Source organism: Sporolactobacillus shoreae, assembly GCF_004684935.1.
GTDB lineage: Bacteria > Bacillota > Bacilli > Bacillales > Sporolactobacillaceae > Sporolactobacillus > Sporolactobacillus shoreae.
This window is the reverse complement of the sequence record NZ_SRJD01000002.1, coordinates 236365-261909: the sequence shown is the minus strand read 5'-3', so window position 1 is coordinate 261909 and position 25545 is coordinate 236365. Positions and strand designations below refer to the sequence as shown.

General features: G+C 45.9%; 23 protein-coding genes. 7 read left to right on the top strand and 16 right to left on the bottom strand.

Going from position 1 to position 25545, the window contains the following annotated elements; translation table 11 throughout:
* Positions 1-4: 4 nt before the first annotated feature.
* Genes E4665_RS03145 through E4665_RS03100 form a run of 10 tightly spaced genes read right to left on the bottom strand, consistent with a single transcriptional unit; the run spans position 5 to position 10481 of the window.
* The gene (locus E4665_RS03145) at positions 5-1465 is read right to left on the bottom strand and encodes a flippase (RefSeq protein WP_135347355.1); all 1461 of its coding nucleotides are present in this window, start codon (positions 1463-1465) and stop codon (positions 5-7) included.
* Between the two features lie 5 nt (positions 1466-1470).
* On the bottom strand, positions 1471-2820 hold the full coding sequence (locus E4665_RS03140) for an O-antigen ligase family protein (protein ID WP_135347354.1): 1350 nt from the start codon (positions 2818-2820) through the stop codon (positions 1471-1473).
* Between the two features lie 18 nt (positions 2821-2838).
* Entirely contained in the window at positions 2839-3906 is a 1068-nt protein-coding gene (locus E4665_RS03135; RefSeq protein ID WP_135347353.1) for a glycosyltransferase, read from the bottom strand.
* 24 nt (positions 3907-3930) lie between these two features.
* Positions 3931-5181, bottom strand: a complete 1251-nt coding sequence (locus tag E4665_RS03130) for a glycosyltransferase family 4 protein (RefSeq protein ID WP_135347352.1) — start codon at positions 5179-5181, stop codon at positions 3931-3933.
* Complete coding sequence (locus E4665_RS03125; RefSeq protein WP_135347351.1) at positions 5138-6298, bottom strand: glycosyltransferase family 4 protein; 1161 nt, start codon at positions 6296-6298, stop codon at positions 5138-5140. The genes E4665_RS03130 and E4665_RS03125 overlap by 44 nt, the downstream gene beginning before the upstream one ends.
* Positions 6299-6300: 2 nt before the next feature.
* Entirely contained in the window at positions 6301-7287 is a 987-nt protein-coding gene (gene gmd / locus E4665_RS03120; protein ID WP_135347350.1) for a GDP-mannose 4,6-dehydratase, read from the bottom strand.
* 28 nt (positions 7288-7315) lie between these two features.
* On the bottom strand, positions 7316-8257 hold the full coding sequence (locus E4665_RS03115) for a GDP-L-fucose synthase family protein (RefSeq protein ID WP_135347349.1): 942 nt from the start codon (positions 8255-8257) through the stop codon (positions 7316-7318).
* Between the two features lie 16 nt (positions 8258-8273).
* Complete coding sequence (locus tag E4665_RS03110; protein ID WP_135347348.1) at positions 8274-8975, bottom strand: sugar transferase; 702 nt, start codon at positions 8973-8975, stop codon at positions 8274-8276.
* Between the two features lie 59 nt (positions 8976-9034).
* A complete protein-coding gene (locus E4665_RS03105; protein WP_135347347.1) occupies positions 9035-9727 on the bottom strand; it encodes a CpsD/CapB family tyrosine-protein kinase in 693 nt (230 codons plus the stop codon).
* Positions 9711-10481 carry a YveK family protein gene (locus E4665_RS03100; RefSeq protein ID WP_167815091.1) on the bottom strand — a complete coding sequence of 257 codons (771 nt, stop codon included), beginning with the start codon at positions 10479-10481 and terminating at the stop codon, positions 9711-9713. The genes E4665_RS03105 and E4665_RS03100 overlap by 17 nt, the downstream gene beginning before the upstream one ends.
* A 914-nt stretch (positions 10482-11395) precedes the next feature.
* On the opposite strand from E4665_RS03100, the gene E4665_RS03095 reads away from it, so the two are divergent.
* The gene (locus E4665_RS03095; protein WP_135347345.1) at positions 11396-12154 is read left to right on the top strand and encodes a hypothetical protein; all 759 of its coding nucleotides are present in this window, start codon (positions 11396-11398) and stop codon (positions 12152-12154) included.
* Between the two features lie 98 nt (positions 12155-12252).
* Here the strand turns inward: E4665_RS03095 and E4665_RS03090 are convergent, their stop codons facing one another.
* Positions 12253-12507 carry a hypothetical protein gene (locus E4665_RS03090; RefSeq protein ID WP_135347344.1) on the bottom strand — a complete coding sequence of 85 codons (255 nt, stop codon included), beginning with the start codon at positions 12505-12507 and terminating at the stop codon, positions 12253-12255.
* Positions 12508-12679: 172 nt separating this feature from the next.
* On the opposite strand from E4665_RS03090, the gene E4665_RS03085 reads away from it, so the two are divergent.
* Together E4665_RS03085 and E4665_RS03080 are read left to right on the top strand one after the other, a co-directional pair.
* Positions 12680-14206: an alpha/beta hydrolase gene (locus E4665_RS03085; protein ID WP_135347343.1), complete on the top strand. Its 1527-nt coding sequence runs from the start codon at positions 12680-12682 to the stop codon at positions 14204-14206.
* 68 nt (positions 14207-14274) lie between these two features.
* Positions 14275-15816: an alpha/beta fold hydrolase gene (locus tag E4665_RS03080; protein WP_135347342.1), complete on the top strand. Its 1542-nt coding sequence runs from the start codon at positions 14275-14277 to the stop codon at positions 15814-15816.
* Between the two features lie 164 nt (positions 15817-15980).
* On the opposite strand, the gene E4665_RS03075 is transcribed toward E4665_RS03080, so the two are convergent.
* From E4665_RS03075 to E4665_RS03055, 5 genes are all read right to left on the bottom strand, one after another.
* On the bottom strand, positions 15981-17198 hold the full coding sequence (locus E4665_RS03075; RefSeq protein WP_135347341.1) for an RNA-guided endonuclease InsQ/TnpB family protein: 1218 nt from the start codon (positions 17196-17198) through the stop codon (positions 15981-15983).
* 706 nt (positions 17199-17904) lie between these two features.
* Positions 17905-18528, bottom strand: a complete 624-nt coding sequence (locus E4665_RS03070) for an ABC transporter permease (RefSeq protein WP_135347340.1) — start codon at positions 18526-18528, stop codon at positions 17905-17907.
* The gene (locus tag E4665_RS03065) at positions 18512-19492 is read right to left on the bottom strand and encodes an ABC transporter ATP-binding protein (RefSeq protein WP_135347339.1); all 981 of its coding nucleotides are present in this window, start codon (positions 19490-19492) and stop codon (positions 18512-18514) included. The genes E4665_RS03070 and E4665_RS03065 overlap by 17 nt, the downstream gene beginning before the upstream one ends.
* A 13-nt stretch (positions 19493-19505) precedes the next feature.
* Complete coding sequence (locus E4665_RS03060; RefSeq protein WP_135347338.1) at positions 19506-20435, bottom strand: ABC transporter substrate-binding protein; 930 nt, start codon at positions 20433-20435, stop codon at positions 19506-19508.
* 18 nt (positions 20436-20453) lie between these two features.
* Positions 20454-21098, bottom strand: a complete 645-nt coding sequence (locus E4665_RS03055; protein WP_135347337.1) for an ABC transporter permease — start codon at positions 21096-21098, stop codon at positions 20454-20456.
* Between the two features lie 446 nt (positions 21099-21544).
* Here E4665_RS03055 and E4665_RS03050 point away from each other — a divergent pair, with 446 nt between their 5' ends.
* From E4665_RS03050 to E4665_RS03035, 4 genes are read left to right on the top strand one after another with little or no spacing between them, the layout of a single operon-like run.
* On the top strand, positions 21545-23494 hold the full coding sequence (locus tag E4665_RS03050) for a BglG family transcription antiterminator (RefSeq protein ID WP_167815090.1): 1950 nt from the start codon (positions 21545-21547) through the stop codon (positions 23492-23494).
* Positions 23495-23505: 11 nt separating this feature from the next.
* Positions 23506-23943, top strand: a complete 438-nt coding sequence (locus tag E4665_RS03045; protein WP_135347335.1) for a PTS sugar transporter subunit IIA — start codon at positions 23506-23508, stop codon at positions 23941-23943.
* A 12-nt stretch (positions 23944-23955) separates the two neighbouring features.
* Positions 23956-24249, top strand: a complete 294-nt coding sequence (locus E4665_RS03040) for a PTS sugar transporter subunit IIB (protein WP_135347334.1) — start codon at positions 23956-23958, stop codon at positions 24247-24249.
* A gap of 7 nt (positions 24250-24256) precedes the next feature.
* The gene (locus E4665_RS03035) at positions 24257-25531 is read left to right on the top strand and encodes a PTS ascorbate transporter subunit IIC (protein ID WP_174845438.1); all 1275 of its coding nucleotides are present in this window, start codon (positions 24257-24259) and stop codon (positions 25529-25531) included.
* The last annotated feature ends 14 nt before the right edge of the window (positions 25532-25545 follow it).

Sequence of the window (25545 nt, the reverse complement as noted above, 5' to 3'; positions counted from 1 at the left end):
CTTTTTATCGGCTATCGCTCAATCCCTCATTCATTCTCATAAATTTTCTCTTTATTTCATTAAGCACGATTCCGCCCTTCATGAAATATTCAAAAATGATGATGATCACGAAGTAGCAAAGTGCTCCGGCACCCGCTTGAATAAACGAAGTCATCACGGAAACACCCAGATGCATCCCCACACTTCGGACCAACAGGTACATCGTTGTTCCGGCACACAGATAGAGAGCCATCCTGGGCAGGATCTTTCTGAAAGGAACAGCGGCTCTTACAAAATACAGCTGAACCAGTGTCACCGATAGTTCAGCGGCAAGCGTTCCGATCGATGCGCCTATCGAGCCGAGAGAACGGATAAGCAGCAAGTTAATCGTAAAATTAATGATGGCCCCCGTATAGAGCGACAGGGTATACTCCTTCATTTTCCCAAGCGGGACAAGGTATTGTGTACCAAAAACACCGCTCCACGCCATCAGGAAAACCGTCGGGCTGATCAGAACTAGGACATTGACGCATTTTATAAAACTGTTCCCCATATACCAGGGAACGAATTCCTGAGCGATACCGGCCAGACCGAACATGATCGGTATCGCGAGCAGGGTGGAGAAGTCCAGTGACTTCGCAAGATAAGCCCGTGCCCTGTCAAACTGTCCGGTTGCGAACGTATGGGCCATTCGCGGCAGCATCACCGTCCCCAGCGAAGTTACGATAGAAAGGGCCATCTTTTGGATCTTGTCTGCGTAATCATAGATACCAACTTCGCTTTTCGCGGACAGAATGCCGATCATCGTTTTGTCCAACACAAAGTAGATTTGCATTGCAACTTCTGGCAGGAAATAGACCAGCGTCGGCCTGAAGTGTTTGGTCACCATCCTCCAGGATAGCGGGACAAAAACAATGAGCCGGCGAATGTAAAGCCACATCACTGATTGACCGAGAAAAGTGGTCAAGCAAATGATCCAGGTATACAGGGCAAGATCTCCCGCATGTCGGACAAAAATAAAGATAGCGATCAGTCCAGTGACCTTGATCAGAATATTCCGAAGTACGATTTTTCCGAACTGCTCCAGTCCGCTGAAGAACCAGTAACAGTCGGCCAGCGTTCCAAGCAGTGCCACGGTCTGGATCAGAGCGATCTGCCGGTCTGTGTGAATAAACAGGAAGACAAGAATCAAATAACCAAAAACAGATACTGATGAAAGTATAAATTGAAGCAGGTATATTCCGATAAAATTCTCGCTCATCGTTTTTTTGTCGTCACGGCTCATCGCAATCATTTTATTTCCGTAAACTCCGATGCCAAGCATCCCGATCAGTGAGAAGTACTGAGCAACCGATGACGTGTAGGCAAAAATGCCGACCCCTTCCGACAGCAGTACGCGGGAAACGTAAGGGACTGTAATTAATGGAACGAGCATCACAGTCAGTTGATAAACCAGTGTGTACAGATAATTCTTCTTCACATTCATTCGGTTCACCTCAGTAGAATCTCTCTTTTCAATTCACTGACATTGATTCCGCTCGCTGCATGGCGCGTCTCGGAGGCAATGTGAAGTGAAGCGATAAAATCCGTCTGCAACATGACCAGCCAGAAGTATAAGGGAATCAGCGACAAAGAATCAAACTGCAGCTGGGAATAAGCAAGCAGAAAGATCATCATTTTTGAAAAATTTCCGCTCCGGACGCTTATAACCAGCCATAAAAGAAGAGCGACCAGAATAATACCCAGAACACCGGTTTCCGACGCAAGTCTGGCATACATATCATAAGTATGAAGATTATAATCGTTCAGCGAATCGGTCAGCTCCTGCGCCCGGCCGACTAGGCCGGGATCAATCTGGCCGAAATGAGCGACATAAGCGTAATGATAGTTTCCGAGTCCATAACCGGTCAGAGGATGATCGGCAAAAGACTGAAATCCGATCAATGTATAAGTCGAGCGGATCTGGGTGGAAATATCGCTGCCTGCTGCCGAAGGATTCGTAATCAGATCGGCCATTCTGTAGAAATGATAGGAGGTCAGGCCAAATATATTCTGAACAAAGATAAAATACGTGAGGGCGAAAGCACTCCCTGCCGCCAGTAGTACGGTCAGTCCCCTTCTGAGAAAAATCCTTGAATTCGTGGTGAAAAACAGATACGCCAGAATAAAAATGATCAAATCAATATAGAGACGAACCGAGAGTGCAAACAATGCGAGAAAGAAGAATGCGCCTATGATCAACTTGTGCGTTCGTGTCAAAAGACCCTTCTTCTTAAGAATAATGACGGCAGGCAACAATAAGAGATTCGTATGAAGACTGATGAATGAAGGTTCGGAAAAGCTGAAGTGAATCCGGCTGTTCGTAATAAAATCTGTCCGCTCAACAAAGATATGAATCAATGAAGCAATCGCGCCATTCGCCGAAACATAGATATAGATAAATTGTAGGAACCCGACAAAGACGGCGATTCCGTAACCACGAACGATCCATAATAACAACTTTGTATATTCTTCTGGATGATCCTTCGCATGACTCGCAAAGATCTTAAAGGCGAGGTAACTGATCAGTCCGGCAAAGATGGTCTGCGCCGCGCTGATTGATCCGGTGAGACGATAATGATTCATGATCGATACCGCAAACGAGATGCCCAAACAGATCATAATAAAAATAAGAATATAAAATTCAAGCCGTTTATAGGTCAGACGGAACAGGCAGGGAAGATTTGAAAGGACATAGAGCAGGATGAAAATCATGGAAAGCGGCCGATACCCGGTTCCAAACATGAATGGTGAATCATCCAGACAGAACAAGAAAGCCGCAGCATAAATAAACAGATTCATCCGAACTTTCACATCCTTTCAAGTTGACAGTTTCCCACGCTGTAAAGTAAGGTGACGTTTGGCAAAATCGCGACAGGACAGTGTAATAAAGAAAAAATAGAGGGATCTTCTCAGAAGAAACAGTAAAATGATGATTTTCCTTCTTTGATCATAAAGGCTGGAATAGTGATCCCCCAGGATCCTCTTGGTTGCTTCAGATAAATTCCTTTTCCGGCCAAGATACTTACTGCAGGACAAAATTTCCCGAACCCTCCTGTTAATGACCATCATCGCATCCGGAATGTTTTTCCTGTGAACCATCAGGCTATGAAGATGCCAAATATTACTGAACATATATTTAATGGAAACAATCGGCAATGCTTCAGGATTATTTTTTTCAATGAACCGGATCATTTCATCAAGCGCCTCACAATGATCGAGCATCTTAAGAGAGAATTGTGAATGAGCGATACTTGATTTTCGCTGCACATAGTAATAGAGTTTCTGGTCAGTGACTGCAACACGGTTACAAGCATGAAAGACCTTGTAAGTCGTGAACTCATCTTCAAATATTTTTCCCTTCGGAAATGTAATCTGATCCCAAAGTTGCCTTTTATACAGTTTGTTCCAGGAATAGGTGGTACATCTGAGATTAACAATCCCGCTCACCGCTGCCTGATGTCCAGAATAAACCGTGACATTCCCGCCCCCGGCTTCTCGGAGAACAGGTGCGTTGCCGTACACCTTCTCGAATCCGGCTTCAGCCACATCGCTGTTGTTCTCCTCCATCATCTGGTAGAGAGAGAGATACATATCCGGATGAATGAAATCATCGCTGTCAACAAATCCGATATATTCTCCCGTTGCCGCATGAATTCCGGTATTTCTGGCTTCGGAAAGACCGGAATTGGGCTGATGGATCACTTTGATCCGTTTGTCCCGTTTCTTGTACAGATCGCAGATCCTTCCTGAAAAGTCCGTAGAGCCATCATCGACGAGTATGATCTCAAGATGGGTATAAGATTGCTGAATAATGCTGTTGATGCAGCGCTGCAGATAGTGTTCCACATTGTAAACAGGAACGATCACACTTATTTCAGAATGCATGCCTCAGCACCTCCGGTGAACGAGTCAGCCTTCCTCCAGCAGACTCGTCAGCATTTCGCCATACTTGGCGATTGAATCTTCTTTCTTCAGGTGACGTTCCAGATAATGACGCCCATTGAGGCCCATCTTTCTTCTGTCATTTTCATCCAAAGCGTAAAAATACCGGACCAACCCGGATACTCCTTCATAATTCTGCGGCTCAACAACTCTGCCACACTCGGAGGCGGAAATCAGCCGTTCCGCTTCGCTACCCTGTTCAAGAACGCCGAGAACGGGTTTTCCTGCAGCCATGACACCGTAAATCTTACTTGGAACCGAGACACCCTTGATTCCGCGCTGGTTCACAACCAGGTGAACATCTGCCGCGTTAAGTGAATATCGGATAAAACTCTTGGACTGAAAGGGGAGGAAAGTGACATTGTTGAGCCCTGATTTAAGGACAAACTGCTCCATCCTTGATTTGACCGCCCCATCTCCGATAAATACAAAAGTCAGATCGGTCAGATCAGAAAAATCGCTTGCCACTTTGATCAAGTTTTCCAGATCATAGTAAAGACCTAGATTTCCCGAATACATCACGATAAACTTGTCGGCCAGTCCATTTTCTTCAAGGAACCGGGATACGTGCGGTTCTGTTTTCGACATGGGCAGAATGTCCGTTTCATCGGTCCAGTTATTGATAATCTGGTAATGGGGCAGTTTCCGTCGTTCGAACCGCTGATTCAGTGTTTCAAGCATATCCTGTCCGACCAGAATCACGTTGTTTGCATAGCGGCAGCTGAAATTGTCGACCGCCCGGGCAGCTTTATAGATCAGCTGATTTTTTGAATAACTGACTGCCTCCGCCTGCTCTGGATTGAAGTCCTGAATGTTATAGACATGTTTCGAACGCTTTATAAATTTACCAATCGTTCCGATGACACCACCTAATACCGGAGGTGTTGAGATCGTATAAATAATGTTGACGGATTTTTCCCGCCACAACGCAATGTTCGCCATAATAAAATACATCAGAATATAACGGATTCGGCTGAATTTCGACGATTTATCTACTTCAGGCAGTCTCAGCCGGACAACGCGAATGTCCTGAAGGAACCCCTCTTCAAACAACTGGCTGGTGTCAGAGTGTCCCCCCACATCGGTTCCCGGCTGCGCCGCAATCACGGTGATTCGAAAGTCATGTTGGAGCGACAGACACAGTTCCGTCAGCAGTTGACCTGTGGATGCCGGATCAGGATAGAAATAGTTGATCACGAATACGATCTTTTTCTTCATCTCGTCCACCTCGATTGAAAACGGCGATTAACCCGCCGATATAATGTTCAAGCGTATAGTGCTCCAGAAAACGTTTCCGGCTGCTTGCGGACAGGTGCCGATACAAGTCACTGTCACCCATGATCTCTTTAATGGCCCGAGCCAGACTTTTTCGGCTGGCCTTTTTCAGAACGATGCCACTCTCTCCAATTAGTTCCGGAATGGCGCCCTGATCCGTGGATATGATCGGCAGACCGGAGGCCATCCCTTCGATGATCGAAATCGGCTGTCCCTCTATTGGATAGGCGGTCGGAAGTACCATCACATCGGCATGACGCAGCAGCTGTTTCTTTCTTTCTCCGGTCACCGTTCCGAGATAGGTGATGTTTGACTTGAACCCAGCTGTTTCAGCTTCATGCATCACCCGGTCGAACAACGGTCGGTCGTAAATCTGTCCGGCAAGATTCAGTTCCACGCGAAGCCCTTCCTCCAATAGATCCGTCACGGCCTGGATCAGTAAGGCGAACCCCTTGGTTTCCATCAGATTACTTAGATAAAGAATCCTGAAAAATAGTTCGTCAGGATGACCGCCACGTGCTTCAGCTATTTCCTGTTCCGTAAAATAGTCACAAGCAATCCCATTAGGGACGACGGTCACATGATTGGGCAGATTCATAAAATTAAAAGCAAGCCCTCTGCTGAGAGCAATTCCCGACTCAATTTGTTCGAGCGCGGGGAGAACAAGGCGTTTGATCAGAGGATTCATCGTATCGAGTACGTTTTTCAGATTATTTCCATGCAGATGAGCGATGATCCGGCCTGTTTTCTTTCCAGCCATCCGGATTAACAAGGCGTCCCGGATCAATCCGAACTGTGACTGGGAGAGCGACAGATACATAATGTCAACGGTGTTCCTTCTTACCGTCTTCAGAACACGGACCAGGATACGTATGTCCTGAAAGACTTTAGACAGCGCAAACTTCCCGCCTTTATCTGTCCTCTTCCTATTCGTATTGATCAGGGTCAGATGAAAGGCACTCCGGACTTCCTTCGAGTCGATCAGTTGTTTGATCGCCAAACTTTCACCGTGAATGGGCGGTGGCATCGGACCGATGACCAGCAGATGTCGTTTCATCATGCTTACAGCACCATTCTTCGCTCTTCAACAACACTCTGGTAAAGATCCAAATCGTAATCAACCATCATGTGTACCAGCGAGGCAAAGTTAACGCTTTTCTTCCAGTTCAATTGTTTCTCAGCTTTGGAGCAATCGCCGAGAAGGAGATCGACTTCCGCAGGCCGCATGAAGCGCTCATCCTGAACGACATACTTTTTCCAATTCAGGCCCACATAGGAAAAGGCAATCTCGACAAATTCCCTGACTGTATGTGTCTCTCCTGTTGAAATAACATAATCATCCGGTTTCTCCTGCTGCAGCATCAGCCACATAGCTTTTACATAATCTCCGGCAAATCCCCAGTCGCGCTTTGAGTCCAAATTGCCGAGCCGGAGTTCATCGCTGAGTCCCAGCTTGATACGGGCCACCGTATTGGTAATCTTTCGGGTGACAAATTCAAGGCCACGTCTTGGTGATTCATGATTGAACAGGATACCTGAGCAGGCAAACATGCTGAAGCTCTCCCGATAGTTGACCGTCATCCAGTGCCCATATAATTTTGCCGCGCTGTAAGGGCTTCTTGGATAAAAGGGCGTGGTTTCTCGTTGAGGGATCTCAGCTACCTTGCCGAACATCTCGCTCGTTGATGCCTGATAGAAACGCGCGTCTGGTTTCATCAGCCGGACTGCTTCCAGCATATTGGCAACCCCGATCCCGGTAATTTCTCCGGTTGCGAGCGGCTGCCCCCAGGAGGTGCCGACAAAAGACTGAGCAGCAAGATTATAAACTTCATCAGGATCAGAAATTTGAACCGCACGGATCAGCGAAGACAAATCGGTCAGATCGCCGTCAATCCAATTCAGTTGATCTTTAAAAGACTCGACATTGACATAGATTGGCGTGCTCGTCCGCCTTCTCAGTGCAAATACCTTGTATCCCTTTTTGATTAAAAATTCTGACAGGTAAGAACCATCTTGTCCGGTTACACCGGTAATTAATGCCCGTTTCATGCTCATCCCTCCATTCATATGTGTTCATTCAGTCCAAGACACCGCTAAAACTGTGCAAAAAGTCTTGATAAGTCCTTTCCAATCCTTCATCCAGTGAGATTTTTGCTTTCCAGCCAAGAGCATTTAGCTTTGAGACATCAACAATTTTCCTTGGCGTTCCGTCCGGTTTCGATTCATCAAAATGGATTTCTCCCTGATAACCGACTAACCTTCTGATCCGCTCCGCAAGTTCCCCGATCGTCAGCTCCTTACCGACGCCAATATTGACAATATCAGACCCGTCATAGTGATTCATCAGGTAGACACAAGCATCTGCAAGGTCGTCAGAGTGAAGGAATTCACGTTTCGGTTGACCTGTTCCCCAGATCGTTACATAGGGGGCGCTGTTTCTCTTCGCTTCATGAAACTTTCTGATCAGCGCCGGCAGGACATGGGACGAAGACAGGTCATAATTGTCATTAGTGCCATAAAGATTGGTCGGCATCACAGAGAGATAACGGGTGCCAAACTGCTGATTGTACGCCTGGCACATTTTAATCCCGGTGATCTTGGCCATGGCGTAAGCCTCATTCGTCGGTTCCAGCTTTCCATTCAGAAGTTCCGACTCCTTGATGGGCTGTTCAGCCATTCTCGGGTAAATGCACGTGCTGCCTAGAAAAAGCAGCTTTTTCACGCCGGTTTTAAAAGCCCAATCAATCACATTGGTTTCGATCATCAGATTATCTCTGATAAAGTCGGCAGGATACCGACTGTTTGCGAGAATCCCACCGACCTTTGCAGCCGCCAGAAAGACATAGTCTACCTGTTCGTTCCTAAAAAATTTCCCAACCTGCTGATAGTCTCTCAGATCCAGCTCTTCATGGGTGCGGCAGATTATGCCAGCGAATCCTTTGTTCTGAAGATTTCTCACTAGAGCGGATCCGACCAGTCCCCTGTGGCCCGCCACATAGATCTTAGCGTTTCTCTCCATCACTGCTGACCCCCTCTCAAAACGCATTTTTAGATCCAAATAACAAAAAAACCGTCTTAAGAATCAATTTAATATCCATCGCAAAACTTCTGTGATTAATATAGTAAAGATCAAGTTCAACCATCTGATCAAACCCGATACTGCTCCGGCCGCTCACCTGCCAGGGACCCGTGCAGCCCGGCCTGACGACCAGCCTTTGCCGGTCATAATCAGAATAAGCGCGTACTTCCCTGGGAAGCGGGGGGCGCGGTCCGACAAGACTCATGTCCCCCTTCAGGACATTGCAGAGCTGTGGGAGTTCATCAATACTCGTCTTACGTATGAGCCGTCCGATCTTTGTGATTCTCGGGTCCTCCTTAATTTTGAACATCAGGCCACTTGTGTCATTGAGGTCAAGAAGCTGATCCATTAAAAGCTCCGCATCAGGGATCATGGACCGGAATTTATACATCACAAATTCTTTGCCATTTTCCCCCACTCGTGTTTGCCTGAACAGGACCTTTCCCTTTGGATCATCCAGCTTAATCAGAACAGAAACAACCAGAAACATTGGGCTCAGTATTATCAGGCCGAAGACGGACAGCAGAATGTCCGTCAACCTTTTCACAAGCAGATAGACGCTGCGGTGACCTACACGTTCAATGTCACGTTCACTTTCTTTTAAAATTCCTTCATCTTCGTAATCACGATCATTTAGTTTCAATCCGGTTAGGGCCATCCCGATTTCCTCCATTACAAGAAAATAGTAGGGCAGTGAGCAATCAATGTGTCACATCTTCAGTAGCTTCCCATGTAATAACCCTTTTTGCTGGCACGTGCGTCGTTAAGTACAACGCCCAAGATTCTGGCTCCAGATTCAGAAAGATTCTCCGCGGCCATTAGCGCCAGATCACTTTCCGTGCTTCGGCTTCTGACGACAAGCAGCACACCATCGCAGCAGTCGGCAATCATACGTGTGTCGGTGACTTCAAGGACTGGCGGTGAGTCAAGAAGGACAAGATCGTACAGACTGAGCGCCTGCTCAATGATCGCGCTCATGTCCGGTGCATTAAGCAGGTCCGACGGATTCGCCACTTCGGGGCCACTGGTCAGGACGGACAGATTGACGATTTCCGTCTTCTGAATCACGTTAAAAAGTTCTCTTGTATTTCTCAGGATTGAGCTCAGTCCCGCCTTGTTTGTCTTCTGAAAAGTCATGTGCAGTACCGGCCGTCTCAGATCCGTATCAATCAGCAGCACCTTTTTCCCTTTTTGCGCCATGACGACGGCGAGATTGGCGGCGGTTGTCGATTTACCCTCCCCCGATCGAGATGACGTGACCATAATGGATCTGAGCGGCCCGTTTTTTTCCAGCGCCTCTAGGCTTGTCCGGATGGAACGGTATTGCTCCGCGAACAGTGACCGTCTCTTCATTCGAATGATCAGATTCAGCGGTTTTCCGGGACTTCTCCATCTACTTGATTTCAGCATGTTTCACACCTCCGCTTACCGCGTTCTGCGGTGATTCCTCCGACAAAGTCTTTATCCGTAGCATCTGCCTTTGCCGCCTACCCATATGGGAGATAACTCCAACGACAGGCAGTCCGAGTTTCCGCCGCACATCTTTCTGCGTACGGATCGAGTCATCCAGATAATCCAGAAGAAATGCAAGCCCGACAGACACCATTAAGCCGAGAGCCAAGCCGATAGTGGTATTCATCTTAAGACTCGGCGATACTTTTGTCGCATTTGATGCCAGCGTCGCTGGTGAAAGAATGCTGACATTATCGACATTCATCACATTTTTCACTTGCATTCGGAACACTTGCGCCACATTGTTCACGATTCGAACAGATTGCTCCGCGCTCCCTGTCTTCGCTGTCAGTGAGAAGACCTGCGAGTTTTGCACCGTATTCACGGTCAATGTTCCAGCAAGCTGGTCCGCCGTCATATTCAAATTCAGGTTCCGAATGACCTGATTGAGAACTGACGGGTCATCAATAATCACGCTGTACGTATTCACAAGTTCCAAGTTGGTCTGGACCGCATTGGTTGTATAGAGCGTCGACTTGCCACTGTCAAGCTGATTCACCAGGATCCGGGTTGTTGCTTCATATTGCGGACTCACAAAATAATGGGTGTAAAGTGCGCCCGCAACCCCTGCAAGAATTGTCACACCGATAATAAGCAGCACATTCTTCCTGATCACGAAAAACAGTTCCTTCAAATTAAGTGCCTCTTCCATAACCTGACCTCCCGGAAACGTACAGATTTTCTGGACCCCGTTCTCTGCAGACAGTGCTTGGTTCAGGCCGACATGTGAGACCGTCAGGCCATTGTTTTTCTCTAGTGAAAGCATCTTTGATTGATTACCGGCATCATACAAAAGGTGGCGTAACATTTCCGTTACCGGAAACAAAAAAAAGCAGTCGGTCAATGACCAACTGCAATATAATCAATCATCCGTTCACTATTCTTCTTGTTTGCTCATGAAACGGTAGCTATTAATCTTCTAGATTGAAGGTTGCGCCACAAAGAACCACTTTTTTAGAAGCGGGGATAGTCAAAACGACTCAGCCTTGTACACTTCCATTCCGTTAAATCTTTGGAACCGGGCTTTAATGGACCAGTTAAAAAATTGCAAAAGAATTTCGACATATTTTTAATTTCTAGAGAATGGGTCAATTGACCTAGTCATGTGTCATCGCTGCAACACTTCAATTTTTAAGGTCTGACCGAGCGATGCCTTTTCCTACAGTCAAAAAGAGAAGGAGGAGAAATTTGCGAAACAACTCAGAAAAAAAAGAAAAATAAATGTGTTCACAAATTTGTAACGGTTGTGTAATGGAGTAAAATATAGGATGTGAGTTACATAAAAAAGAAAAAACAGATAATGCCTGAATATTCAACAAAAACAGCGACTCTGTTGAAATTTATCGCAGAAAACACACCGCAGGCAAAAAAAGTGTTTCTTTCTTTTTTATCGGTATAATTTATCGATTGTTTATTCTTTTTGGAAAATTTTTTCGTAGCACATTACAACCATAGGCCGACAAAGAAAAATTAAAAATTTCCGTCTTAAGTCGCCAGAGGATGGTAACAGACGGCCTCATGTTTCGAATGTGTCACGAGCCAGCAGACAAAAAGGGGAGATTAGTCATGCACAGAACCTATGCCTTTGTTGGAGAACATGTCTTTGAAGTCCAGACCGATTCCGCTCAGCTGATGAACATGTACACGAATTTTTTCCACAATGTAAGACAAAGTACTCAGAAACCTGTCCACATGACTGTCCACATTCATAGCGGCTACGGCACCCTCAGCGGCAGGGCTGCATCAGGTATAGCCAACCATTCAAAAAATCTCATTTTTCAACGAGATAACTATGTAATCAAAATTGAAAGCAGTTACAAATCGTCTGATCTTTATGTCTATAATAGTCGCGCCCTGCAATCGGGATTTGGAGCACTTTACTGTCTGTTTATTACACATAACGGTTGGGGGATCATGTTCCGTAGCAGTTATGCAGACAGAGATGGAGGAATCAGAATCACATCCGGAAATCTAGGGCAGCAGGTGAATCAGGAAACTTCTGAACTCAATCCAGCAGAAACAGCTACATTGGTGAAAATCTCCCAAACAGGGGCAACTGTATTCAGTTCTTTTTTCGGCGAATCCGGGACGACCCGCTTCCCTCTTAGCAGCATTTTCCTTTATCATCATTCATTTCAGGAGGGGCAGATTAAGCTGAGCCAAACAAAAGCCCTGATCCGGCTGCTCGACTATGTCCTTTACTGGCCTGACGACGCGGAACAGACGAAAAAAATGATTGCTATGCTGAAACAACTCGTCGCCATGACGCCTTCTTACCAGCATTTTATTAATGTCCACAAGGTAGCCAGCAGACTGACTTCCTGACTGGCTTTAATCCGAAAACGCAATCCGACAGATTAATGGACATGTCTCACCCAGAGGATGCCCTTCAGGTCGGTAATCACGCACGTGGTGTGGAAAATTTAAAATTTGCTCTCCGGATCCTCAATCACGATATACATGAATTCCTCGTTGGCATCCGGGACGCTTTTAGAAAAATAGACGTGGTACTTATTGCTTGTGACTTTAAGTAAACCGCAATAAACAGATTGATTCAGAACAGAAAGTTTCTGTGCGGCCTGTTCAACACTGTCAGAAACAATCACACTGAAGAATACCGGCGAATGTCCCCTGATTGCATCCCCCTTTGGATGCAGATAAAAAGCGAACTTTTTCATGAACAGTTCCCCTTCTTAAAGATTATTGAGTGGAAGAGAATGCCCTTGTACTGATCCTATCATGGATCCCATTACGAAAACGTTTCAAATTATCAATGTCCAGTATTTTCCAGTCGATGTTTCCTGAGTCCCTGCCCTGTGAAGAACCCAGCTCGTCAGAGAGGTTAAACGTATGAAAACACTTCAGATGGAAAATTATCAACTTTTGTATTCCTTTAATTTTAGCGGCCCCCACCTGCCGACAGTGCTCTTGATCCATGGGATGATGACGGACTCCCGCCAGTGGTCCTTGATGTTGGGCTCCCTCTCCGCCCATGCCAATATACTTGTTTATGACGCCTACGGGCATGGCCGGACAGGCCTTACCGACGAACCGCTTACCATGGGCAAAATGGTTTCAGAAGCCCATGCTCTGATCGATTATCTTGGAGTGGATCGCATTCATCTCGCCGGATGCGGCATGGGCAGCAACCTCTGTTATGAACTGGCAAAAAGATACCCCGATCGTGTCGCGTCAATGACCTTGATGTCTTCCCTGTTTTTCATACAGGAAGGTTTTCTGAGTGAAAGGCTAGGTTTCCTCTCCAAACTGATTGATGTCGATCGCGATCTTATTATTGACAAGTGGGCTGAAGACAGCTTCTCGCGACTCACTGAAAAAAAGGTAGCCCTTTTTAGAAACGGACTTCAAACGATTCCAACCCGCATCGTAAAGGAACAGATTGCTGAACTTATGAGGATTTATAATCCGGCAGACTTCCATTTTATCGACGAACTAGGCAGCATTACCATACCAACGCTTATTCTTCACGGCAGTGACGATACGATTGTTCCGGCACAGCTGGCTGCTATATTCTCTATATGTATACCAAACAGTCTCTGGCAGATTATTCCTGAAGCCGCGCAGCAGATTCCGCTTGATCAGCCTGAGGCTGCCGCCCGGTTGCTTTTAAAGTTCATTTCAGGCGAAAAAGGGCCAATACACTCGTTTCCGATCTATCAGGAGCTGACAGATAAATATTTGCAGATTCTGAAGTCGGGTCTGGCACAGTCAAAATCTGATGGTCATCTGCTCCGAATCAATGTGCTCAGAGACATCGTCGTCCTTTGGAATCACGAGCCGATTGAAGGAAAATGGAATCAGCGTGGGGCAAAAGAGCTTCTCCTGTATCTGATTCTTCATCAGGGAACGGCCAGCCGGGAAGAGCTGATTTCAACCTTCCTCTTAGATCTTCCGGCTGAACGTGCAAGAAACAACCTTCGTGTCCGGATCAATCATTTGAATCAGATTTTCCACAGCTTTCATGAACCTGATGTGCATGAAGTTCTTCTTATCGGTGAAAGTACGCTCGCGCTGAACGCCGAAATCGAAAGCGACATTGGTGATTATCTGGCAAGGCTGAAGGCATTTCCTGAGCTGAATCTTCCTTTAAAGAAGCAGGCAAGCTCATTTGTAGACCTGTTACGCGAGTACGATCCGGCAAATTTCTCCACTTTCAGAAGTGACTGGATCTTTTCTCTTACCGATGAGATCGAAACCAATCTGGCCAATGTGTTGGAGATCCTGATTCCAAAATTGAAGGCAGAAAAAAGTTTCGGTCTCGCTCGGGAAGTGCTTCAGTCGGCAAGATCAATTGAACCGTATGACGGTTTCTGCGACGAACAGCTCGCTGAAATGCACTATTCCGGAATGTTTTGAAGCAAAGGAAACGCTGATTAATGATTCTGTTTCGATCAATATGCAGATACAAGAAGGGGGTGCAATAAATGGCCAGTTTCACTTTTGAAGATTACAAGCTTAACTACCATTACGACAGAACCATTTCAGAATTACCGACAATCGTTCTGATTCATGATCTCGGTATGGATCAGGGAATGTGGCGGCATTTCACACCACTGATCAAGAAGGATTTCAATATTCTGACCTACGATTTTTACGGGCATGGAAAAAGTACGGATGGAAAAGCGGATTTGTCCCTTGACCTTTTGGTGCAGGAGTTGACGGTACTGCTCAGGCATCTGCAGCTGGATCAAATTCACCTGCTCGGTTGTCGGTATGGTGCGATTGTAGCCTTTGAATTTGCCCTCAGTCATCCCGGAACCGTTGACTCACTAACGCTTTTGTCCATGCCACTCTATGTTCAGAAAGGCAGCTACAGCCGTGAAGCGTCCGCAAACAGCAAATTAATCACGTTCGACAAACAGCTTTTTGAAAAGAGATATATTTTGCAGAGTATTCATCCAGTCTCTCTTAGTAAGTCACGAACGATGATCCATGCGCTGCGTTCTGTCGGAAAAAGGCATTTTATTGCGGCGGTGCAGGGATTAAACAATTTGATTCAATCGACCGGCTTCGACTTGCCAGGCAAGCTGAAGTGTCTTCGCGTTCCGACCCTTTTTCTGCACGGCGAATATGACCCGGTCTATCCCGCCTCGCTGGCCCTAATTTTCAGCGGTTACGCGCCGAACAGCCGCTTCGCTCTCATTCCCGATGCGTCGGCCCTGATTCCGCTCGATCAACCCAGACGCATGCTGGACGTGTTCAGGCGGTTCATGATTGATAAAAAACATTCAGACCCGCTGACACCGGAGGGAATTAATCTGATCGGCCGATTGAACGCGCTGACCGAGAAAGCCCTCAATTCTCAGGCAGTACGGCACCACAATCTGCAAATGTCGGTAATGGACGGCACAACACAGGTTTTCTTTAACGGTCAGAAGATCGTGGGTAAATGGATGAAACGGAATGCCCAGGGGCTTCTTCTGTTCCTTATTATGAATCACGGCGCGGTGAAGCGCGACATGATTATTGACGCATTCACGCCAAATTTGGCAATCAACCAGGCCCGGGTCAATCTGCGCGTACAGCTTAATTATTTGAATAACCTGTTCCGCAGTCAACCGGATCCTGAAATGCACGATCTGCTGATCATCAGCCGAGATTCGGTCGCGTTGAATGCCAAAGGGGAAAGCGACATTCGCACATTCTTCCGCAATGTCGAAGATTTGCAGTGGGCTGTGCAAACGGCGGATGAACGCGGCCGGATCTTCCTCTCTTATCTAGAAGATTACCATCCCGACGCGCTCAGCACATTCAGCGGTGAATGGCCACGTCAGCTGGAAACACGTTTGCGGAGCACTCTCTCACGGACAATGGCCCAGATTCTGCTTGATTTGAGAGATGGAAAGAATGATGCCATGATCCGCAGAATCCTGAAAAAAGGAAAAGTGATTGAGCCATACGACGGCTTTTGCAAGAGCTGGACAGACGTTCTAAACGGAAAAACTGAAAAAGCTGTCATAAAATAGTTGAACGCATTGAGTCAACTACTCGTCACTAAAGTAGCGAGCTTGTAGCTCAAAAGTCAACGTGTTGCATTGACCCGGCAGTACAAACGAATCGTTTCCGATTCTCCTGCGGCGATGGCTACATCAATCGGACGGTTGACACGCGCCCGTTTAACCGCCAAGTGCTACTCGACGGCTGTTAATCGTTCGAATTTCGGATGGGTTTCGCCGCTGGCCCACAACGTGCCGAGCTGCTGGATATTCATTGCGCCGATGCGGTCGTCATTTGACTGGTAGCCGCAAACCGCGCAGCGATAGTGATGTCGCTCATGGTCCCGATTCGTTTTATTGATCGAGCCGCACTTCGGGCAGCGCTGACTGGTATAATCAGCTGAAACTTTGACGACCGTTCCACCGCGCAAAGTGGTTTTATAAGCGAGTTTCTGTTCAAAATCGAAGAAAGACCAACTGACCGCTTCATAGCGGTGATCCTTAGCCATTCGTTCCGTAGCAAAGCGCACACCGGCCAGGTCTTCAAGTGCAAAAACGGCACCGGTGCCATAGGTTTCAGCGAGTGTCTTCGTAATCTGATGGTTTACATCAGCCATCCAACGGTTTTCTCGCTGACCGATTCGTTTTAACCGACGCTTAGCTGATTTTGTACCTTTGGCCTGCAGCTCTTGACGCAACTGTTTGAATTTACGGCGCTTCCGCAAAATGGCTTTACCGTTGGCAAAACTTGTTTGGTCTAACTCATCATAAGCCGTAGTCAGGAAGCGCAACCCGCGATCCAGTCCGACAACGTGCCGCATCTGACTCCGGTTAAAGTCTGGCAGCTCTTTAGTCGCACCGATATGCAAATACCACTTGCGGCCGATTTGCAAGAGCTTGGCGGTACCGAGTTTCCAGCCTTGGTGCATATAGCGGTCAAAATAGTGAAGCGCGCCGTCAACTTTAATGGGCTTATCCAAGGTATTGAGCGAAATCTGGCCGTTTTTCAGAAACCGCCAGTCCCGGTTCCAGACCAGGTCCACCTGCAACCGTTTGAACCGAACAGGTTGACGCAGCCAAGCTAAGTCCCGGCGCACCTGATACCATTTACCGGTGTATGAGTCTTTATAGCGGTACGGTTTCCGTGCCATCAGCGTCTGCACCGTTTTATAGCGGGCCAGCACTGTAATCAGCACCGATTCGGCCAGTTGCGACTTCAGCTGAAAATCACGCCGCAAACGGCGATAGAGCGCATCGTGCAACTGACGGCGTGATAACGTAAAGTGATGCTCAAAGTGGTAGCTTGAAACATAGTCACAGGCTTTGGTGTATGCCAACTGCATCACCCGCAGTTGATTCGCTTCCGTATCATTTGGTTTGATTTTCAACTTTAGCGTTAAACCTTGCTGCATCTGGATTCACCTCTTTTATTCAACACAATAAACGTAACACATTTTTTGTTGAAATTTTAAGGCTAAATAGCCATTAGTCAGAAAAAATGCCGCCAATACGCTGATTTCTCTTGTTATTAAAATAGCAAGTATCCTCAGCTGGCGACGTGTAATGAATTTTATTATCCTAATTCTGAAGGCATCCATTGTCAGTGGGCACAACCCTCACCGGCATGTCGTCGTCAAGTTATCCGGGGTGACACGTCAATCACTCCCGATTTTTTTTGCTTCCTACAATTGCAGAAAGAAGTGTAGCACTGGAGCGATTATTGTAACGAATGTGTGTGTGACGGACATAACTGTTCGGTCATAATGATAAAGAACGCATCCATAATCCCTTTCCCACACCTGTGTTCGAACGGCTTGAGCCTATCACTTGGATAATCGAGATCCTTCAATTCGGTCATGATCAATGGCCCTCACCGAAAAAAAAAGACCGATCCTACAAACGGCCTTGTGCTTTACTCCAACAATAAAATAAAAGTGGCGCAGAGAGTACCTTTGTACTTCTCGGCACCATTAAGATTTATATATTTTTACAGATCAACTAGAAAAATTCAATGCATAGACGGGCGGTCGTGAATAAGTTAATCTTCTCATTTCAACTCAACTCAACTCAACTCAACTCAACTCAACTCAACTCAACTCAACTGGAGTATATCTTATTCTACCTCGCCTTCACCAGCGCCATGGCTTCCAGCCAGGCAAGTAGATAATTAACCGCAATCGCAAGTCCCGCCACAAGGATGGTTCCCCAGAGTATTTCGGGAATGTTATTCTGGCTCAATCCCTGGAAGAGCATTACGCCGAGTCCGCCGGCGTTGATCCAGGAGGCGATGGTGGCAATTCCGATCACTGAAACAGCGGCGATTCGGATCCCGCCGATGATCACCGGCAGAGCGATTACGAGCTCAATGTCGAAAAACATCTGCCAGCGATCGAGTCCCATCCCTTTTCCGGCTTCAATGATCGCGGGATCGACGGAATGAAAACCCGCCACAACATTTCTGACTAAAATAAGCAGACTGTAGGCTACAAGCGCGATAATCGCGGGCACCAAGCCTAGTCCGACCATCGGTATGAGCAAGGCAAATAGTGCGAGGCTCGGAATGGTATAGATCACGCTCAGCGCCGGGAGGACGAATGCTGCAGCCCACCTGCTTTTGGACAGCAGTGCGCCTAGAGGAAGCGCGATGACGACCGCGATCGCCAGAGACAGGAAGGTCAATTCTATATGCTGCAAAAAAAGTGTGGCGACTTCCTGCCCGTTATTTTCAATGTAATTCAGCATTCAGACCAACCTTCTTCAGTTCCTGAAAAGAGATACGGCCCACAACCGCGCCCTCTGTATTTTTTATCAGTACATATTCAGCCTGGGTTTTAAGCAGTAAAAGCAGTACGTCCTTCAGACTTTCTTCTTCTCCCGCAGTCGGTGTCTGATCGTCGGCTCCAAGTACTGCCGCATCCGTGTTCATCACGTCCCGGGATTTTATAAACGCCATCTGCTGCAGCAGATCCTCTGGATGAACAAGATCTCGGACAAACGAATTGGCCGGATGTTGCAATATGGCTAACGGCGCATCAAACTGTTGGATTTTCCCCTGATTCATGATGATGACCTGATCTCCAAGTTTCAAAGCTTCCATAATATCGTGCGTGACAAATAAAATGGTTTTATGAAGCTTCTTCTGAATACGCAATATCTCATCCTGCAAAGCGGCTCGATTAATCGCGTCGATCGCGCCGAAAGGTTCGTCCATCAGCAAAATGGACGGATCAGCCGCCATGGCACGGGCAATGCCGACCCGTTGCTGCTGTCCGCCGGATAATTGCCCGGGATATCTTTTTCTGAATTCCTTGGGAGGCAGATTGACCAGACGCAAGAGTGCATCCACTCTCTGATCAATCTTTTGTCTGTCCCATCCAAGCACTTCCGGAACGGTTGCCACATTCTGCTCCACCGTCATATGTTGAAAAAGGCCGACCTGCTGGATGACATAGCCCATTTTCCGCCGCAGCAAAGTCGGCGACGCATTAGCCGTGTCCTCTCCATTAACAAGAATTCTTCCGGTCGATGGCTCATAGAGCCGGTTCACCATTTTGAGCAGTGTCGTCTTTCCGCAGCCGGATGCGCCTAAAATGGTCACGAAACTCCCCTTTTCAATCTTCAGGTTCGTTTCATAAACGGAGGGTTCTTTAGCATGTTTAAATGTTTTACTGATCTTTTCAAAAACAATTGCATAGGAGTCAGTCACGAGTTACCTTCCTTTATTTAATGATACCTTGCTGAACGAGAAAATCTTTGGCAACTTTCTGATAGGACTGTTTCTGCAAGTCTACTTTGGCGTTGAGTTCCTGCATCACCTTGCTGTTCAGCTTCGATGAAACTTCATTGAGCACCTGCGCAATCTTCGGATCTTTCTTGATCACACTCTCCCTGATGACCGGGCAGACATAATAAGGCGGGTAAAAATGTTTGTCGTCCTTCAGCAAAACAAGGTTCTTATCAGTTAACTGCCCATCCGTTGTAAAAGCAACAGTCGCGTCTTCTTTTCCCTGAAGCAGAACATTATATTTGATCCCATAATCAAAGAGCTGATTGCTTTTAAAATTAAATCCGCCGTACGCTTTCTTCAGACCCTTCAGGCCATCCGCGCGGTCGTTGAATTCCGGAGTTGCAGCGAACCGGATGTTCGGCGCTTCTTTAGCCAGATCGGAAAAGGTGTGGATGTTGTATTTGTCAGAAATTTGTTTGGTGACAGCCAGTCCTTGCGAATCGTTCGCCTGAGTCGGCTTCAGCCAGACTAAATTCCACTTCTTCTTATAAGCCGCCGCAACATCATTATAGACAGCGCTGGCATCGGTGACTTCCTTATGTTTCAGGATATCCAGCAAACCCGTGCCCGTATATTCCGGATACATATCAATTTGCCCTTTGACCAGCGCTTCATGGGCGACAAGTGTCCCGCCGAGGTTCAACTTTCTGTTTACTTTATAACCTGAATTCTCCAATGCGTCAGAATACATTTCACCAAGTATCAAGCTTTCTGTAAAATTCTTTGAGCCGATCGTCAGTGTCTCTTTCGCCCCTGAAGATCCGTTCCCTTTTGAAAAAAGAGAAATGCTGAGCACTACGATTACAGCAATCACCACAATGGCGCCTATTCCGAAAATCAATCCATTTCTTCTATGCCTCATACAGCTACCTCCATCATTTTAAGTCTTGCGATATCGTTTCACCCATCGTTCGACGAGACTGAATAACAGTTCGGAACAGATTGCCAATATGGCGACTGGCAGCGCCCCTACGAGCAGCAGCGCAAAGTTATACAATCCGAGTCCGTTAATAATAAATGTCCCTAGTCCGCCCCCGCCTATAAAAGCAGCCAGTGTCGCGCTGGAAATAACTTCGACGGCTGCAGTTCGCACGCCTGAAATCATCAGCGGAGACGCCAGAGGCAGTTCGATTTTCCATAAAATCCAGCGGCGATCCATGCCCATCCCCTCCGCCGATTCGATCACTTCGCCATCCACACGCTTAATGCCAAGAAACGTATTAATGAGAACCGGCGGACAGGCTAGAATCGTCAAAGCCACAAGCGAAGGCATAAACCCGGTTCCAAGTACCGGCATGACTAACACCAGAATCGCCAGGCTTGGAATCACCCGGAACCCGTTCACCGCGCTCATAATCATTGTTGAAATCCGGGCATGTTTTGCGGCGATGACACCTAACGGCGCACTGACACAAAAACCGATGAGAAGCGCCAGCCCGCTCAGTTCAAGATGAGTAATCAGCGCCTGTTCAAATACCTGACGATTATTCTGGATGTAGCTGATCGCGCCAAATAATAAATTCAATAGACTGGCTTCCTTCTTCCTCGAGTCTGCTTCAACGTGTTATATGTAAAAGTGTACATGACACAAATTTTTCTGTCCAAGAAAGTGAATTGCTCACTCCGATGCCGTTATCGTCAGGATACCGCGGCATGAAAACTCCGTGTCTCATTGTCTTATATTCATTATAGATCATATGTTCGCTTTTGACTACCTAAGAAATGACGTTTGCTCTCACCCCTATAAAGGGAGGCATTCTCCCCGCCTGAGATGATGGAAGGCCCAGAGAAAAATACCTTCGTAATGCACTATGCTCCTTTTCGCCCACACCAATGACGAGCAAGTAGGAGTGAATAATTCTTATGCAGTTATAAATTCATTGTTCTAAATATTGCCGTTATTAGGGAAATAATTACTCATTAAGTTTTCTGACAAATTAAATTATAATGTTTCTACGGGGAAGTGATGTGATGATTTCATTAACTGAGCGGCAAGTGAACATCCTTGAAGTTCTACGAGGAGCGGATGGTTTTATTACTGTAAAGCATCTTTCGGAAATATCCCATGTCAGTGAGCGGATGGTACGCTACGACCTGGACATTATCAAAAGTTTCCTCAAGGAACTCGGAGTACCTCTCGAACGAAAGCAAAGTCAAGGGATCATGCTCCAGATGCGTTCCAAACATAAAGCCGCAATTGATCAGGCGCTGCAGCAATTGAATCATCTGGTACTCTCCAGTGATCATCTCACTTATGCCCTCGCTATCAGAATTATTATGGATCAGGAAACGACACTTGATCGATTGGGGGAGATCTATGGCACTAGTAAGTCCAGAATTTTTCACTATATTCCTGCTATTGATGAAATCTTTAAAAAGCACGGAATAACCCTTGAAAGAAAGCGTTCAAAAGGCATTTATATTACCGGTAACGAAATAGATATTCGTTACGCTTTCATGTCAGTAATTAACGACATCACTGAAAACAGTCACGTCGATAAGCAGAATTTTATCAACCTTTTTCCGAAAGAACGTATCAACCAATCCAACGCTCTGATTAAGGCATTTGAAGAAAAAATGCAAATTCAATTTAGCGATGGCGCACTTCATGATTTACTGTTAACCCTGTGCTTCCAGCTCTATCGGGTATCAAAGCAGCAATGTGTTACATATCCCTTCATTGAAGTTAAGAAATCATTGGCCGCGCCCGAATTTCGGTTAATCAAAGATGCGATGATTACATGTGTTCCATTACAAATTCCTCAGGATGAGATTGTTTTTACGTTACGACAGTTTAAGCTGTCCAAAATTTCTTCAGCTCCAGCCGGAAGAACAAACTTTGTCCAAGATAATGAAACATATCGTATCAGCCTTTTCTTTGCTGAAGAAGCGAGTAAAGCGATTGGCATTGACTTCACGAAGGATGATGAATTTATACACGGACTGACTTATCATTTGCAGGTTTCTCTTAATAGAATCAAGCATCAATTGCCAATCAAAAATTCGCTGACCGAACAGATTAAGTACAAGTTCCGCTTCATTTATGAAATTTCACGAAAAATTGTCATCAAAATGGAGCAAAAACTGGACATTTCATTTCCGGAAGAAGAGATTGCTTTCATAGCGATGCATCTTGGTGCCAGTTACGAACGGCATTCCATTTCAGGATTTATGCCTTCCGCACTAATTGTCTGCGGATCAGGCCTTGCTACATCGTCCTTACTCGCCAGTCGTTTGAAAGTCATGATGCCTGAAATGAAAATAGTTGGCCCGATCAACTTATCACGGCTTCAATCGTTTGATATCTCTGGAATCGACTTTATTATTTCAACGGTACCGATTGATTTTTCTAAGAAGAACGTCACTGTTGTCAATCCACTGCTTGAAACCAGTGATCTGGTCCGGTTAAGAAAAATGTTGTTTAAAAGAGCTTATCAGAAGCAAATGAATGATCTTCTGAAGATCAACCAACCCGCTTCGACACTCGGCGCATTGATTCCAGCAGATCATATACAGTTGAACCAGAAAATTACAGACTGGAGGTCTGCGATTGCCGAGGCTAGCCATCCGTTACTGGATCATCAATTCATTTCTCACCGATATATAGACGCAATGATCAAAGCGGTTGAGGAACTCGGGCCCTACATGGTTTTTATTCCATCTGTCGCAATGGTCCATGCTTCTTATAAAGATGGTGTGAACAAAAACGGCATGAGCCTTCTGACATTAAGCAATCCAATTATTTTTGGTGATCGGACCGATGTAAAAGTCAGCATCATCATTGTCATGTGTTCTACAAAAGCGGACTCAGATCACTTCATTAAATTAGTTAAAATTCTCGACAATAAGGAGAATATGAGGACTCTGAAGAACGCGACTAAATTAGAGGACATTTTATATCTCAACAACAGGAACAGTTAGGTGTTGATTATATGGCTATATTGATTAACAAAAAAAATATCAAATTACAGCAAGAAGCGAGCGACTGGGAAGACGCGGTCAGGCAGTCTGGGCAATTGCTTCTTCAAAATCACAGCATTGATTTCGTCTATATCAATGAAATGATACAAGCTGTCAAAACTCTGGGTCCTTATATGGTGATCGTGCCGCATGTCGCGCTCAGCCATGCCCGGCCCGGCAAACATGTGAAAAAAAATGACATTAGCCTGCTGACCTTGAAAACTCCTGTAACATTTGGAAACAAAGACAATGATCCGGTCAGTATTATTTTCTCATTTTGTGCGACGGAAAATGAAGGGCACCTGCTCTTTCTGCAAAAAATGGGTAATTTGCTTGACGATGCACACGCCATGAAAGTCATCCAGGAGAGCAGCAATTTGGATGAAGTAGATAAAACCATTAATTGTTAGGGGCTAAAGACAATGAAAAGATTGAAAATATTGACTGTTTGTGGTTTCGGAGTCGGATCTTCTCTGGTGTTAAAGATGAAGCTTGATGAATTGTTAAAAGAGGAAAAGATTGATGCACATGTCGAAACCGCAGATGTTGGTTCCGCTTCATCAACGCCTTGCGATATTATTTTCACATCGAAAGAACTCAGCGAAAAGCTAACTGATTCAGTCTCAATACCAGTAGTCAGCATCTCCAACTTTATTGATAAGAATGAAATTAAGCAAGCAGGCTTAGCAAAAATAAAAGAGCTCATTGGGGAGTGAATGAATAATGATTGTGATCGATTTTATAGTCAATCAGATTCTCAGACAACCAGCTTTGTTTCTGGGAATTATAGCTGCCGCCGGACTGATCATTCAAAGAAAAAGTTTGTCTGACACCATAAGCGGAACCGCAAAAACAATTATTGGTGTTGTGATATTAACCCAAGGAACCGCTATACTCGTTAATTCTATTACCCCACTTTCTGGAGCTTTTAACTTGCTTTATAAAATTCCAAGCGCACAAGTACTTCACCCAATTGGAGCCGATAATATGATTAAACAGTACGGTTCTCAAATTGGATTAACCATGCTCTTTGCTTTCGCCATTAATTTGATCGTCGCCCGCCTGACACCGCTTAAAAACATCTTTTTGACCGGGCACATGTTGTTCTGGTTCCCCTTCATCTTCATTTCTGTAGCGATCGAAAGCGGACTGAAAGGCGCATCCGTTGTTATCTTTGCAACTATCTTTACAGCAACCTATATGATTTTCGCCCCTGCTCTAATCAAACCATTTGTGAAACAAGTGACGGGCGGGACATCCTTTACGCTTGGCCACCCAACCATTGGCTTATCGCTCTTATCCGGATTGCTGGGAAAATGGCTGGGTGACAAAAGCAAATCAACCGAGGATATCAAGTTTCCAAAACAACTGGAATTTCTGCGAGAAATCACGATCACGTCATCAATTGTCATGTTTATTGTCTATATCGTTATTGGCCTGATTCTTGGTGTCGATCGATCTAAAGAGGTTTTTGATAAAACACAGAGTCTTGTTACTTTCTCACTCCTTCAAGGCATTACCTTTGGAGCAGGGCTAACCATTTTGCTCCTTGGTGTTCGAATGATGCTTGCGGAAATCATCCCCGCCTTCAAAGGTATCTCCGATAAAGTTATTCCCAACGCGGTTCCTGCCCTTGACTGTCCGATCATCTTTCCGTTTGCACCAAACGCAGTTTTGATTGGATTTATCACTTCAATGGTGACCTCGTCGATTACCCTGTTCATTGTCGGAGCAATCGGATTATTTCCCTATGCGGTTGTCCCACTGACCATTACCTGCTTCTTCGAAATCGGGACTGCCGCCGTCATTGGCAACGGTACTGGTGGACTGAGAGGTGCCATTATTGGGTCAGGTGTCGCTGGTGTGTTAATGATTTTACTTGTCGGTTTTTCCATTCCCTTTTTACAGCATACCGTATCTGACTGGATTATTGTGTTTGGCGGTAATGATTTCTCACTATGGTCGATTATTTCAGGTTCAATTGGCAAGTTATTTTAAAGTGATTTAGATTG